This window comes from Agromyces sp. Leaf222, from assembly GCF_001421565.1.
Lineage (GTDB): Bacteria > Actinomycetota > Actinomycetes > Actinomycetales > Microbacteriaceae > Agromyces.
In genome coordinates, this window is sequence record NZ_LMKQ01000001.1 from 3,091,548 (window position 1) to 3,104,831 (window position 13,284).

The 13,284-nt window shown below is 70.2% G+C and carries 12 protein-coding genes; 2 read left to right on the top strand and 10 right to left on the bottom strand.

Annotated features, from left to right (window positions below; all coding sequences use genetic code 11):
- Positions 1-38: 38 nt before the first annotated feature.
- Complete coding sequence (locus tag ASE68_RS13815) at positions 39-839, bottom strand: glycosyltransferase (protein WP_082462260.1); 801 nt, start codon at positions 837-839, stop codon at positions 39-41.
- 13 nt (positions 840-852) lie between these two features.
- Here ASE68_RS13815 and ASE68_RS13820 point away from each other — a divergent pair, with 13 nt between their 5' ends.
- Positions 853-2,121 (top strand): lipopolysaccharide biosynthesis protein, encoded by a 1,269-nt coding sequence (locus ASE68_RS13820; protein ID WP_157421657.1) that lies wholly within the window; start codon positions 853-855, stop codon positions 2,119-2,121.
- Between the two features lie 38 nt (positions 2,122-2,159).
- Here ASE68_RS13820 and ASE68_RS13825 read toward each other — a convergent pair whose 3' ends face one another.
- The 4 genes from ASE68_RS13825 to ASE68_RS13840 are packed head-to-tail and all read right to left on the bottom strand — an operon-like array spanning position 2,160 to position 6,347.
- Positions 2,160-3,143, bottom strand: coding sequence for a glycosyltransferase (locus tag ASE68_RS13825; protein WP_055859755.1), 984 nt, complete (start codon positions 3,141-3,143; stop codon positions 2,160-2,162).
- The gene (locus ASE68_RS13830; RefSeq protein WP_055859758.1) at positions 3,140-3,574 is read right to left on the bottom strand and encodes a DUF2304 domain-containing protein; all 435 of its coding nucleotides are present in this window, start codon (positions 3,572-3,574) and stop codon (positions 3,140-3,142) included. The genes ASE68_RS13825 and ASE68_RS13830 overlap by 4 nt, the downstream gene beginning before the upstream one ends.
- Complete coding sequence (locus ASE68_RS13835) at positions 3,571-4,302, bottom strand: glycosyltransferase family 2 protein (protein WP_055861394.1); 732 nt, start codon at positions 4,300-4,302, stop codon at positions 3,571-3,573. The genes ASE68_RS13830 and ASE68_RS13835 overlap by 4 nt, the downstream gene beginning before the upstream one ends.
- 50 nt (positions 4,303-4,352) lie before the next feature.
- Complete coding sequence (locus tag ASE68_RS13840) at positions 4,353-6,347, bottom strand: DUF6541 family protein (protein WP_055859761.1); 1,995 nt, start codon at positions 6,345-6,347, stop codon at positions 4,353-4,355.
- A 167-nt stretch (positions 6,348-6,514) separates the two neighbouring features.
- On the opposite strand from ASE68_RS13840, the gene ASE68_RS13845 reads away from it, so the two are divergent.
- The gene (locus tag ASE68_RS13845) at positions 6,515-7,411 is read left to right on the top strand and encodes a glycosyltransferase (protein WP_055859764.1); all 897 of its coding nucleotides are present in this window, start codon (positions 6,515-6,517) and stop codon (positions 7,409-7,411) included.
- Positions 7,412-7,540: 129 nt separating this feature from the next.
- Here ASE68_RS13845 and ASE68_RS13850 read toward each other — a convergent pair whose 3' ends face one another.
- The 5 genes from ASE68_RS13850 to ASE68_RS13870 form a co-directional block, all read right to left on the bottom strand.
- Positions 7,541-9,523: a glycosyltransferase gene (locus tag ASE68_RS13850; protein ID WP_055859767.1), complete on the bottom strand. Its 1,983-nt coding sequence runs from the start codon at positions 9,521-9,523 to the stop codon at positions 7,541-7,543.
- A 51-nt stretch (positions 9,524-9,574) separates the two neighbouring features.
- Entirely contained in the window at positions 9,575-10,732 is a 1,158-nt protein-coding gene (gene glf / locus ASE68_RS13855; protein ID WP_235480859.1) for a UDP-galactopyranose mutase, read from the bottom strand.
- 139 nt (positions 10,733-10,871) lie between these two features.
- Positions 10,872-11,738, bottom strand: coding sequence for a glucose-1-phosphate thymidylyltransferase RfbA (rfbA, locus tag ASE68_RS13860; RefSeq protein ID WP_055859773.1), 867 nt, complete (start codon positions 11,736-11,738; stop codon positions 10,872-10,874).
- Complete coding sequence (locus tag ASE68_RS13865) at positions 11,738-12,346, bottom strand: dTDP-4-dehydrorhamnose 3,5-epimerase family protein (protein WP_055859776.1); 609 nt, start codon at positions 12,344-12,346, stop codon at positions 11,738-11,740. The genes rfbA and ASE68_RS13865 overlap by 1 nt, the downstream gene beginning before the upstream one ends.
- A 32-nt stretch (positions 12,347-12,378) precedes the next feature.
- On the bottom strand, positions 12,379-13,230 hold the full coding sequence (locus tag ASE68_RS13870; protein WP_055859779.1) for a class I SAM-dependent methyltransferase: 852 nt from the start codon (positions 13,228-13,230) through the stop codon (positions 12,379-12,381).
- Between the last annotated feature and the right edge of the window lie 54 nt (positions 13,231-13,284).

Below are 13,284 nucleotides of genomic sequence, written 5' to 3' on the forward strand. Positions count from 1 at the left end.
ACTGAGCCGAAGACGGACGCGCTGGCGTCTCGCGCCCGTCAGGCGCGGCGCAGCCTCCGTCGCGCCTCGGCGCGCAGGCGCACGAGCAGCCACCGCGAGCCGAGGGCGGCACGGATGCCACGGGGCCGCGGCGTCGACGCGTTCGACTCGTGCACCCGCCGCAGCAGGGTCGGTGCCTCGAGGTGCACGATCGACCGGGCCTCGTTGGCCGCCAGCGCGATCCAGAGGTCGTGCGACTCGGTGAGGATCTCGGGGAACGGCGTGACGAGCGCGAGCGCCTCACGGCGAAGGCCCATCGTGCAGCCGAAGTAGGGCGCGTCGCCGATCATGATGCGCAGCACGTTGCGGCGGTGCTCCCCCGACTGCTCGGCCGTGAGCCGCCACGGACGGCCCGTGAGCGGCGACGGCAACGGTTCGTCGGTGCCGAGCACCACGAGGTTGGAGGCCACGACGAGCGCGCCTGAGCGGTCGAGGGCGTCGAGCATCGCGTCGAGCCGTCCGGGGGTCCAGAGGTCGTCCTGGTCGGCCAGCAGGAGCACGTCGCCGGCGGCCGCGCCGAGTGCGGCCTCGAAGGTGCGCACGTATCCTCGGTTCGCCGCCGCGCGGATGAGGCGGATGCGCGGGTCGCCGATCGCCTCGACGAGGTCGGCCGTGTCGTCGGTGCTCGCGTCGTCGACGACCACCACCTCGTCGTCGGGCGCCAGCTGCACGAGGATCGAGTCGAGCTGTTCGCGCACGTAGGCGGCACCGTTGTAGGTCGCCATGCACACGCTCGCACGTGGTCTCGGATGCTCCACGTCGAACCTGCTCCCGGTGAATCGTGTCGGATCGCGCGACATAGACTGTCGGTCGATGAGATCTGTCCTCTTGAGGTTAGCCGGATTCACGGGAGCGCCGATCCTGTCGGCGCTCGCCCCGTTCCTGCTCCTGCCGATCATCTCCCGCGTCACCGGCCCCGGCGGTTGGGCCGACTTCTCGGCCGGGCAGTCCATCGGCATCCTCGGCATGGTCGTCGTCTTCTTCGGCTGGGGCGTCGTGGGGCCGGTCCGCATCGCACGCACGACGGATGCCGCGGGGCGCGCGCAGATCCTCCGCGAGAGCCTCGTGTCGCGGGCCATCACGACCGTCGTCGCGATCCCGCTCGTCATCGTCGCGACCGCCCTCGTCACCGGCGGCGAGTTCAAGGTGGAGTCGATCGCGATGGCCGTCGCGATGACGCTCGCCGGGCTCTCCCCGTCGTGGTTCTGCATCGGGGCCGCCCGCCCGATCGACCTCATGCTCTACGACGCCGGCCCGAAGCTCCTGGCCGCCCTCGCCGCCATGCCGGTGCTGCTCCTCGGCGGCCCGGTGCTCTTCTACCCGATCATGCTGGCGGTGGTCACCGTCGCCGCTGCGGCCGCGCACGCCGTCCGCAACCTCCGGGGGGCGTCTGGGCCGCGTGTCGGCCTCGGCCGCGGATTCCGCGTGCTCCGCGAGCTCCTGCCGACTGCGGCGATCGACGCCGCGGGCAACGCCTACGGCACGACGCCGGTGCCGATCGCGACGGCGGGCCTCCCGCCGGCGCAGGCGAGCTCGTTCGCGTCGGCCGACCGGCTCTACCGCGTCGGCGTGCTGGCCGTCATCGCGCTCGGCAACGCGTTCCAGGCGTGGGTGCTCGAACCCGACGCGACGAGCCCGGTGCGACGCCACCGCGCCGCGATCCTCGCCCACCTCGGGCTCGGCGTGTTCGGCGCGGTCGGCCTCGCCGTGCTCGGCCCGTGGGCCTCTGGCTTCATCTTCGGCGCCGACGTGGCCGCCGACCCCCTCACCTGCGTGCTGTTCGGCGTGGCGTTCTTCGCCATCTCGAGCGCGACCCCGTTCATCCGCAACATCCTGATCCCGCATGGCCGGTACCGGTTCGTGCTCGCCACGACGCTCACCGCATCGGTCGTCGGCGTGACGATCATGACGATCGGCTCGATCAACGGTCATGAGGCCGTCGTCGCCGCGGGTGTGGCCGCTGCCGAGCTGACGTCGCTGCTGATCCTCGTCGTCCCCGGCCTTCGCCTCATGGGCACGCCGGCGCCGCATCCCGTGACCGTGCAGACGGCCGAGGTCGAGGGGTCGCCCAGCAGCTGGTGACCCTGCCGACAGGCCGGGCGAGCCGCGTACGGCCCCTGTCAGCCCTCGTCGACGGGCGCGTCGTCGAGTCGCCGCACTCGCGGCGTCGCCCACCTGATGTTCGAGGCGCCCTCGAGCACCGCGTCGGCGGCACGCCCCATGCGCTTGGCACGAGCATCGGCGACGGCCGCACGGTAGAGCCGCCACAGCGATCGTCTGGGGCGCGCCAGCGTCGCCGCGACGATGAAGTGCAGCACCTCCACGAGCGTGTCGCGCGCGATCCAGGCCCGTTGGGTGCGGCGGAACTCGCGGTTGACGACGATGCGGTTGCGCACACGGTAGTAGTACCGGAACGGCGTGCTGAGCGTCACGTCCTTCGGCCCGAGTCCGAAGGTGACGAGCCGCAGCCACGCGGGGCGCTCGTATGCGGCGCCGAGCGAGTGCGGCAGGCGCACGCCGGGAGCGGCGACGCCGACGAGCCCGGCCACCGTGCAGCGCAGCTCGAACTCCGTGTCGACGAGGTCGATGAACAGGTCGGCGCGCAGGGTGCCGACCGTCTCGAACGTCGACATCGGCACGAGCATGCCCGACTGGATCGAGTGACGGGTGAACAGCGTGCCGTCATCGTGACGCGAGGCGACCTGGCTCACCGAGGCGAACATCTCGGGCACGGCGAAGGCCGGGGCGTGGCCGCGCGCGGTCGCCTGCTCGAGGGCCGCGAGCAGTTCGGCGACGGATGCCGCCGGCAGGCGGGAGTCCTGGTCGAGCGTCAGCACGTGGCCGGCGCCCTGCGAGCGGGCGTGCTCGATGCCGGCGTTCAGGGCCGCGCCGATGCCCGAGTTCTCCGACAGGCGCAGCACGGTCGCGCCGGCCGCCGCGATGGTGTCGAGCACGTCGTCGGCCGAGACACCGCTGCCGTCGTCGACGACGATCACCGACGCGACGTGGCCCTCGAGCTCGCGGATGCCCGCGAGCAGGTCTGGCTCGGGCCGGAACGCCGAGATCACCACGTGGATGCCGGCGCCGCTCGGCGAGCCGATCACCGGGATCGGTCCTCGTCACGCTCTCGCGAGCCGTCGGTCGCCTCGTCGGAGGACGGGCGTTCTGCGCGCTCGGCGCGCTCGAGCAGGTCGAGACGCGCCGAGAGGCGCTCGACCTCGGTGTTCAGCAGGGCCGTCTCCTCGGCGACGCGCCGGATCTCGTCTTCGGCCTGCGAGATCTCCCACGACAGGTGCAGGCTCACGCCGAGCAGCAGCACGATGGCCAGCGAGAAGAGCAGGTTCGAGGGCACCTGCACGCCGAGCGCGAGCGTGAGGCCCTCGAGCAGTTGCGGGAAGATGCCGAGCACGAGCACGACGAGGCCGATCACGATCCAGAAGAACGCGTACTTCTCGCGGAGCTTGCGGGTGAGCAGCATGTACACGACGATGCTGACGAGGACGAGCGCGAGGGCGATGCCCAAGAAGACGATCACGCGGTCTGACCTCCCGTGGTCTTGCCGGGTCGCATCAGGGCGAGGCCCAGCGCGAAGATCGACCGGAACAGGTAGATGCTCGCCCCGACGGGGTTCTGGCTCGGGTTGCCGTGCACGCGCTGGCGCATCGCGACGGGCACCTGGGTGACCGACAACCCGGAGTGCACCGCGGCGACGAGCGAGTCGAGCGTGTCGCCGAGGTACTCGGCCGGGTAGTAGCGCACGTACTGCGCGATGGCCCGTCGGTTGGCGGCGCGGAACCCCGAGGTGACGTCGGTCAGGCGGGTGCCGGCGACCTTCGACATCACGCCGGCGAGGAACAGCATCGCCCAGCGCCGCGGGCCCTTCACCGCGTAGTCGCCCTTGTCGGCGAATCGCGCGCCGATCGAGATGTCGGCAGTGTGCAGGCCCTCGAGCACGCGGCCGATCTCGGCCGGATCGTGCTGGCCGTCGGCATCGACCTGGATCGCCGCATCGTAGCCGCGACGCTGCGCGTACGTGAAGCCCGCGCGCATGGCGCCGCCGACGCCGAGGTTGAAGGGCAGCGCGATGACGGTGGCGCCGGCCTCGCGTGCGACGCCGGCGGTGTCATCGGTCGACCCGTCGTCAACGACCACGACGTCGAGGCCGGTCGTGCGCCCGAGGATCTCGCGCACGGTGTTGCCGACGTTGGCCTGCTCGTTCCATGCCGGGACGATGACCAGTACACGCCCGAGCGAGTCATTCATGATGGGGTCGAGCATACCAACGGCACCCGGCTCGTCTCGTTCATCGAGGCTCATTCGAGGCCCCCGCACGCCGTGATCTCGTACAGCCGGGCGTCGCCGACCTCGCGCACGAGTCGCACCGAGTCGGAGCTCGCGAGGTCGTCGAATCCGGTGAAGACGTGCTTGCCGCCGTGCACCTCGCGCGCGCCGAAGTCGAGCACGAAGCCGACGTTCTCGGCCTCGAGCGCCGCGCAGAGGGCGGCATCGGCATCCGCCTCGTCGAGTTCGTCGTTGATGATCACGACGTCGTCGGAGATGTCCATCAGGGTGTGCGGCATGAGTACGCGCCGGTCGCTGATGGCGTACGCGAGCCCGGTGCCCGTCCACGGGCTGCCGGCGATCGCGACATCCGCAGGCACGAGGTCGGGCAGTTCTTCGAGCAGCTGCAGCTCGTCGGAGCTGATCAGTGCCGACTTCGGGCTGATGCGGTACGACTGGCCCGCACCGTCGACCGCGCCGGCGATGCTCCGGCCCTGCATCGACAGCCCGAGCAGCACGACGGCGAGCACGGCGACGACGATGCGCAGACCGCGCCCGCGACTGCCGACGACGCGTCCGTACACGCGGGTCTCGGTGAGCTTCTGCCAGAGTCTCCCGACGCCGATCGCCGCGAGCGGCACGACCGCGATCACGACGAGGGCGGCGAGGCGGGGCGTGTTGTTGTACCAGGAGGCCGTGATGAGGTTGCGGATCGTGGCGCTCGAGACGCCCGCGACGATGATGTACAGCGAGCCGGCGACCACGAGCAGGGACATCGCGACCCAGTCGGCCGAGCGGCGACGGATCGCGGCGAACACGACGCCGGCGATCATCGCCACCGCAACGACCTCGGCGATCGGCGTGTGGTACATCGACACGGTGATGACCTCGCCGAGCGCCTGCCCGGCGAGTCCGATGGCGGGCCACAGGGTCGCCTCGAGCGGGGGCCGGAGCACGCGGATCGCGACCAACCCGACCGCGAGGTACACCGCGAACCCGGCGATGGCCATGATCCTCGTGCGCGCCGCGGCGCCAGAGCGCAGCAGGCGGATCAGCGCGATCACCGCGATCGGCAGCGAGAACGCGAGCCAGGCCATGAAGGCGCCGGGGTGGGTGAGTGCGAGCGCGGGGAGCGCGCCGGCGAGCACGACGGCCGACCACACGGGGTCGAGCCCGGTCGACTCCCGTCCGAGCCGGAAGAGCGCGACCGTTGCGGCCACCGCGCCCGGCACCAGCGCGACGCCGGCGTGGTACGGGTAGAGCACGCCGTAGTCGACGAGCAAGTACGGGAAGGCCGGGATCGACGCGGCGGCGAGACCGGCGGCGATCGCGACGGCCGGCTTCGAACCGCCGAGCACCCGCGAGAGCAGCACGATGCCGAGCGGCCAGGCGACCGCGGAGAACACGATCCACGTGGTGTTCACGGCGACGGGGATCGTGACCCCGGTCAGCTGCACCACGAGCGTGGCGACGTCGTGCCATCCGACCGGGTAGAACCAGAGGTTGGCCGACGTCATCGCGCCGACATCGAGCGGCGAGCCGCTGCCGGTGTCGAGGATGAAGCGCACCGCGTTCAGGTGGTAGATGTTGTCGAACGTCTGCGAGATGCCGCCGGGCTCGCCGATGATCTGCACCGAGCGCACGGCGATCACCGCTGCCGCGAGCAGCACGCCGACGCCGAAGGCCCACGCGCTCGCGTTGCGCACCTTCGACGGTCGCCCATCGGATGCCGCGACCGGGCCGGATTCGGCTCCGGCAGGCGCCAGGCGCGACACGGTCAGCCGTCGCGCGCCCCAGAGCACGGCGGCGAGCACCACCGTGAAGAGCACCGCGGGGATCCACGACCAGGTGAGCCCGATGAACGGGGCGACGAGCGCGGCCAGGGCGATGGCGGTCACCGAGAAGGGCGCGGAGAGGCCCCACATCCACACGCCGCGGAGCCCGACCACGCGGGCGAGGAGCAATCCGGGGAGCACCATGATCGCCGTAGCGACGGTCGACGCCCACGCAAGATCGAACCACGTCATCTCAGGTCGCATCCCTTCACACGCTTCCGGAGATCGGCGGCGTCGGTGTCCAAGGATACCGCCAGCCTCCCGGGCAGTACCGCCACGCCACCGCCCGCGTTCGGATGGCACCGCGCGCGCCGGGTCGCGCGGACCGGACGCCCGGGCGGGCATGGGACGATTGACGGGTGACTCTCGACATCATGATGCCGTTCTACGGTCGCATCGACCACTTCAAGCTCGCGGTCGAGAGCGTGCTGGCCCAGACCGATCCCGACTGGCGGCTCGTCATCGTCGACGACGTCTACCCCGACCTCAGCGCGGGCGAATGGGCCTCGGCGATCGACGACCCGCGCGTCACCTACCTCCGCAACGAGGTCAACCTGCGCCCGAGCCGCAACTACCGCAAGTGCGTGACGCTCATGCAGAACCCGTTCGCCGTGATCATGGGCTGCGACGACATCATGCTCCCGCGATACGTCGAGCGGGTGAACGCCCTGACCTCTCGATTCCCGAGCGCCGCCGTGATCCAGCCCGGGGTCGAGGTCATCGACTCCGACGGCGCCCTGCACCGCCCGCTCGCCGACCGCGTCAAGGCGAGGTACGAACCTCGGGGCACCGGCATCCGCGTCATCGAGGGCGAGACGATGGCCAAGAGCCTGCTGCGCGGCAACTGGACCTACTTCCCCTCGCTCGCCTGGAACGTCGAGCGACTCCGCCGACACGAGTTCCGCACCGACCTCGACGTCGTGCAGGACCTCGCGATGCTCCTCGAGCTCGCGAAGGACGGCGGCTCGCTCGTCGTCGACGACGACGTGGTGTTCCAGTACCGTCGCCACGCCGAGAGCGTCTCGGCGGTGACCGCGCCCGACGGATCGAAGTTCGCCCAGGAGCGCGTCGTCTTCGGCGAGGCCGCACGCGACCTGTCGGCACTCGGCTGGAAGCACGCCGCACGGGCCGCTCGACTTCACCTCACCTCGCGGCTGCACGCCGCGGCCGACCTGCCGAAGGCCGTGCTCGCCAAGGACGCGAAGGGGTTCCGCTCACTCGCCCGCCACACGTTCGGCGGCACGAAGGTCGGCTGAGCGGTACGGATCGGCCGAGGCCCGGCTCGATCCCGAGACGCCTGCCCGCGGCATCCGGAACCGACTCGGCCGGTCACCCCTCACGGGTCGACCGGCCGAGTCGCGTTCGTCAGCGAACCGTCGCCGAACTCAGCGCGCGTCGCCGCGAAGCGAGCGCGACCAGGTCTCGGCCGACGTGATCGCGGGCAGCTGCTCGCGGTACTGCTTGGACAGGGCGTCCCAGTCGCGACGCGTGCGCAGGTTCAGCCGCACCGCGTCGACCGCCATCTTGCGGAAATGACGGGGATTGCGGATGTGCCAGGTCGCGCCCGAACCCTCGGCGTTGCTGATGAGCACGCTGTCGTATCGGCTGACCTCGAACCACCGGGCGTCCTGGTAGGGCAGGTGCGCCTCGGGCCGCACGGCGGCGTCGGAACGGGGGCGACGCGTCGAGTGCCGCCAGACCGTCTTCGCCAGCCAGGTCACGAAGCGGATGCCGCGGGGGCCCGGGTTCGGCCGGCCGGTCGTGATCTCGGGCACGTCGCGCGCCGCGAACTTCGGCATCTCGGCGGTGTCGCGAAGGAGCTTGGACTCGGGGAATCCCGCGCCGAGTGCGCGCACGCGTGGGAGCCGATCGACCATGTCGGCGTGCAGCTGACCCGGCCCCTCGAGCACGTTGCGGATCGCCGCGTGCCGCATCGCGACGGTGTAGTAGTCCATCGTGAACAGGTTCTTGATGTCGATCGCGAGGTTCGCCCGCCAGAGCTTGCCGCCCTTGGCCATCGGGGAATGCAGCAGCGCCGCGACGAGGCGGTTGCGGGCGTGGAAGAACGCCTGCCAGTCGTGCGAGTCGTCCTTGTCGACCCACGAGACGTGCCAGACGGCGGCCCCGGGCAGGCTCACCGTCGGGTGCCCGTTCGCGCGGGCGCGCAGCGCGTACTCGGCATCGTCCCACTTGATGAAGACGGGCAGCGACAGGCCGATCTCCTCGACGACGGAGATCGGGATGAGCGACATCCACCAGCCGTTGTAGTCGACGTCGAACCGTCGGTGCAGCCAGTTGGTCTGGCGCAGGTTCGACTCGGCGAGGTCGTGCCGGGCCGGCGTGAAGGGGCCCCACATGAACGGGCCCCAGTGGATGCCCTCGGCGAACGCGTGCAGCTTCGACTTGTCGTACATGTCGAACATGTGCCCGCCCACGATCGTGGGCTTCGTGCAGTGGTTCGCGAACAGCACGGCCCGGCGGAGGCTCTCGGGCTCGATCTCGACATCGTCGTCGAGCAGGATGATGTAGTCGGACTCGCCGGCCTCGCTCGTCTCGAGCATGCCCCTCGAGAATCCGCCGGACCCGCCGACGTTGGCCTGCTCGATCACCGTGAGGCGGTCGCCCAGCCGCTCCGACGCGAGGGCGAAGCCCTCGTTCTCGACGATCCTCTCGCTGCCCTGGTCGACCACGAGCACGCGGTCGATGTAGCGCATGGCGTCGTCGTCGCCGCCGATCTCGGCGATGAGCTTCGTGCAGTAGGCGCCGCGGTTCAGCGTCGTGATCGAGACCGTCGCCGAGCCGTCGGTCACGGGTCCCTCGCCCTCGAGCGCCAGCCAGTCGGCCTGCACGAGCGAGAGCGGCTCGTCGCCGGCGATGAGGTCGAACCAGAGCCAGCCGCCGTCGAGGAACGAGTTGAACGGGAGCACGAACTCGCTCGTCGTGCTGCCGGACACCTCCACGCCGTCGACGCGCTGGATCACGCCGCGCGCGTTCGAGCGGAACACGACGACCCGGCCCGGGCCCTCGGTCTGCACGCGCAGGCGGGTTCCGGTGAGCGAGGTCCACGCGTTCCAGTAGCTCGCGGGGAACGCGTTGAAGTAGGCCGCGAACGAGACGGTCTCGGATGCAGGGAGCCGAAGCCCGCGCCGCCCGCTCAGCCAGCTCAGGCCGTTGCGGCTCGTGACGCGCGACGGACGCCGGTCGTGCCCCTCGATGAAGAGTCCGCGCGCCTTGGCGAGCAGGTTGTCCTCGTTGTCGCCCGAGTACGACCACGACCACGTCTCGGCGTCGAGGTAGAGCGGGAGCGCCTGCGGGTCGCCGTGTTCCGGAAAGATCACTCGTTGAAGGACGAGGGGATCGATGGTCATGGTTTCCTTCGAGGTCGGGAGGCGGCGTGCGGGTCTCTGGTGCCCGGCTGCTCAGCCGAAGGCGGGCTTCAGCTTGTTCTCGTACATCGACAGCGCCGAGCCGATCGCCATGTGCATGTCGAGGTACTGGTAGGTGCCGAGGCGGCCGCCGAAGTAGACGTCGGACTCGCCCTTCGCCAGCTCGCGGTAGGCGAGCAGCTTCTCGCGGTCGCTCGGCGTGTTGACGGGGTAGTACGGCTCGTCGTCGCGCTCGGCGAAGCGGGAGTACTCGCGCATGATGATCGTCTTGTCGGCCGGGTGCTCGCGCTCGGGGTGGAAGTGCCGGAACTCGTGGATGCGCGTGTACGGCGTCTCGGAGTCGGCGTAGTTCATCACCGACGTGCCCTGGTAGTCGCCGATCGGCAGCACCTCGCGTTCGAAGTCGAGGGTGCGCCAGGCGAGCTCGCCCTCGGCGTAGTCGAAGTAGCGGTCGACCGGGCCGGTGTAGACGATCGGCACCTTGCCGACGAGTGCGGTCTTGTTGATCGGCTGCGACTCGTCGAAGAAGTCGGTCGACAGGCGCACCTCGATGAGCGGGTGGTCGGCCATGCGCTCGATCCACGCGGTGTAGCCGTCGACCGGCAGCCCCTCGTGGTCGTCGTTGAAGTAGCGGTTGTCGTAGGTGTAGCGCACCGGCAGGCGGGAGATGATCTCGGCCGGCAGCTCGCTCGGCGGGGTCTGCCACTGCTTCGCGGTGTAGTCGCGGATGAACGCCTCGTAGAGCGGGCGCCCGATGAGCGAGACGGCCTTCTCCTCGAGGTTCGAGACCTCGGTGGAGTCGACCTCGGCCGCCTGCGAGGCCACGAGCGCGCGTGCGGCCGACGGGCCGTGCGCCGAGCGGAAGAACTGGTTGATCGTGCCGAGGTTGATCGGCAACGGGAACACCTCGCCGCGATGCGTGGTGTAGACCTTGTGCACGTACTCGGTGAACGCGGTGAACCGGTTGACGTACTCCCACACGGTCGGGTTCGACGTGTGGAAGAGGTGGGCTCCGTAGCGGTGCACCTCGATGCCCGTCTCGGGGTCGGCCTCGCTGTACGCGTTGCCGCCGATGTGGTCGCGGCGATCGATGACCAGCACGCGCTTGCCCAGTTCTGCGGCGCAGCGCTCGGCGATGGTCAGGCCGAAGAAGCCTGACCCGACCACTACGAGATCGACGTCAGTCGTCACGGTTTCTCCCATTCGTTCACGTCGGGCGCGCAGGGCGCAGCCGACCCCCGATTGTACCCGGATGCCTCCGGCGCGAACTGCACGCCCCCGGTGGCGGCGGGGCCGCGCGACTGTGCGCCCGCACGGAGCCCGCTCCCGCTCAGCGCTCCTCGAGGAGCCTGGTGAGGTAGGTGCCGTACCCGCTCTTCACGAGGGGTGCGGCGAGTGCGGCGAGCTGCGCGTCGTCGATCCATCCGGAACGCCACGCGATCTCCTCGATGCAGCCGATCTTGAAGCCCTGACGCTCCTCGATGACGCGCACGTAGTCGCTGGCCTGCATCATCGACTCGAAGGTGCCGGTGTCGAGCCAGGCGGTGCCGCGATCGAGCACCTGCACCTGCAGGCGACCGGCCTCGAGGTAGCGCTCGTTGACCGTGCTGATCTCGAGCTCCCCGCGCGCGCTCGGCTCGACGTGCTTCGCGATCTCGACCACGTCGTTGTCGTAGAAGTAGAGGCCGGGCACGGCGTAGTTGCTCTTGGGGTGCTCGGGCTTCTCCTCGATGGAGACCGCCCGGAACTCGTCGTCGAACTCCACGACGCCGTAGGCCCGCGGATTGCTCACGTGGTAGGCGAAGATCAGCGCGCCGTCGATGTCGGTGTTGCCGCGGAGCGCGGTGCCGAGGCCGGCGCCATGGAAGATGTTGTCGCCGAGCACCAGCGCGACCGACTCGTCGCCGATGAACTCCTCGCCGATGATGAACGCCTGCGCGAGACCGTCGGGCGAGGGCTGCACCGCGTACTCGAGGCGCATGCCGAGGCTGGAGCCGTCGCCGAGCAGCGCCTGGAACTGGTCGGAGTACTCGGGGGTGGTGATGATGAGCACCTCGTTGATGCCGGCCATCATCAGCGTCGAGAGGGGGTAGTAGATCATCGGCTTGTCGTAGATGGGCATCAACTGCTTGGAGATGCCCTTCGTGATCGGCCAGAGCCGGGTGCCGGAGCCGCCCGCGAGGATGATGCCGCGCATCAGCCGACCCCTCCGAGGGTCGCGTAGAACGCCTTCGCCTGCTCCCACGTCGGCAGGAGGCCCGCGGCGGCGGCCTCTTCGAGCCCGGGGGCGACCTCGTCCTTCGGTGAGAGCAGCGGGGTGCCGGCCTCGGCGGGGAACTCGAGGGCGATCGCCGGGTCGAGCGGGTTGATGCCGTGCTCGCGCTCGGCGTTGAACGGCGCACTCACGAGGTAGCTCACGGTGGCGTCGTCGGACAGCGCGACGAAGCAGTGGCCGAGGCCCTCGGAGATGAAGATCGCGCGGCGGTCGACGTCGTCGAGCAGCACTGAGTCCCACTGGCCGTAGGTCGGCGACCCGACGCGGATGTCGATCACGAAGTCGAGCACGGCGCCCCGGGTGGCCGTGACGTACTTCGCCTGGCTCGGGGCGATGTCGGCGAAGTGGATGCCGCGCACGACGCCCCGCTTCGAGACGGAGGTGTTCGACTGCGCGATCGGGAATCGGCGCCCGATGGCCTGCTCGAGGTGATCGGCCCTGAACCACTCGAGGAAGACGCCCCGGTCGTCGCCGAACTGCTTGGGGGTGATCTCATAGCTGTCGGGGATCTTCAGTTCACGGATCTGCACCGCAGGAGTCTACCAAGCAGGCGCGTCGGGGCTCACCGGGGATTGCGCGGCCGAAGGGCGGAGCTCACCCGACGCACGGGCGCGGTGATCCGCCAGCTGGTGCTGGACTCCAGGTCGCGGATGCGCTGCTCGGCCGCCCCGAGCTTCGCCGACGCGGCGGCGTACCGCTCGGCGTCCGCCCAGGCGAGCGCCGAGTCGCTGATGCGCCGTCCGCGCTCGTGGTAGAAGGCGCGGATCGCCGCCCCCTCGACCCGGCCGGCCTCGAGGAACGCGTCGAGCCGCGACGGCACCTCGGTGCCGACGGCGAGCACCCCGAGCCCGTGGCCGTGCTCGAACCCGAACGACGGGTAGCGTTCGCGCACCTCGTCCCAGAACTTCCAGACGCCGAAGTCCCGCTTGCGCTCGGTCGTGTCGTGGAAGAGCACCACGCCGCGGTCGGACACGGTCGGCAGCCAGGACTCGAAGTCGTGCCAGACGTCCTCGTAGCGATGCCGGCCGTCGATGTGCAGCACGTCGACGCTGCCGGCGGCGGTGGTCGGCGCGAACTCGTCGAAGAAGCCGCGATGCAGTTCGCCGATGCCGTCGTAGTGCTCGGCCGTGGTCTTCGCGACGGCGTCGTAGACGGCCTGACCGTAGAACCCGGCGTGCTCGTCACCCGTCCAGCCGTCGGTCGCCGTCACGGTCGTGTCGAGGCCGAGCCGCTTCACGGCCTCGCAGAAGACGTAGAAGGAGAACCCGTTGTGCGTGCCGAGCTCGACGATCGTGCGCGGTTCGACCGCGTCGACGAGCCAGGAGGCGAACGGCGCGTGCTGGTACCAGGCGGATCCGACGAACCGAGCCGGCTCCCAGTACGAAGCTGCGCTGATCCACGGGTGTTCTCGCATGCGTCCTCCTCGGGTGACGGCACTGCCGACCCGGTGATCGACGCGCCGTGGTCT

Bases quoted from the DNA above. Each gene is read 5' to 3' on its own strand.
- ASE68_RS13815 (WP_082462260.1), bottom strand. From the start codon at position 839: ATGTCGCGCGATCCGACACGATTCACCGGGAGCAGGTTCGACGTGGAG.
- ASE68_RS13820 (WP_157421657.1), top strand. From the start codon at position 853: ATGAGATCTGTCCTCTTGAGGTTAGCCGGATTCACGGGAGCGCCGATC.
- ASE68_RS13835 (WP_055861394.1), bottom strand. From the start codon at position 4,302: ATGAATGACTCGCTCGGGCGTGTACTGGTCATCGTCCCGGCATGGAAC.
- ASE68_RS13840 (WP_055859761.1), bottom strand. From the start codon at position 6,347: ATGACGTGGTTCGATCTTGCGTGGGCGTCGACCGTCGCTACGGCGATC.
- ASE68_RS13850 (WP_055859767.1), bottom strand. From the start codon at position 9,523: ATGACCATCGATCCCCTCGTCCTTCAACGAGTGATCTTTCCGGAACAC.
- rfbA (WP_055859773.1), bottom strand. From the start codon at position 11,738: ATGCGCGGCATCATCCTCGCGGGCGGCTCCGGCACCCGGCTCTGGCCG.
- ASE68_RS13870 (WP_055859779.1), bottom strand. From the start codon at position 13,230: ATGCGAGAACACCCGTGGATCAGCGCAGCTTCGTACTGGGAGCCGGCT.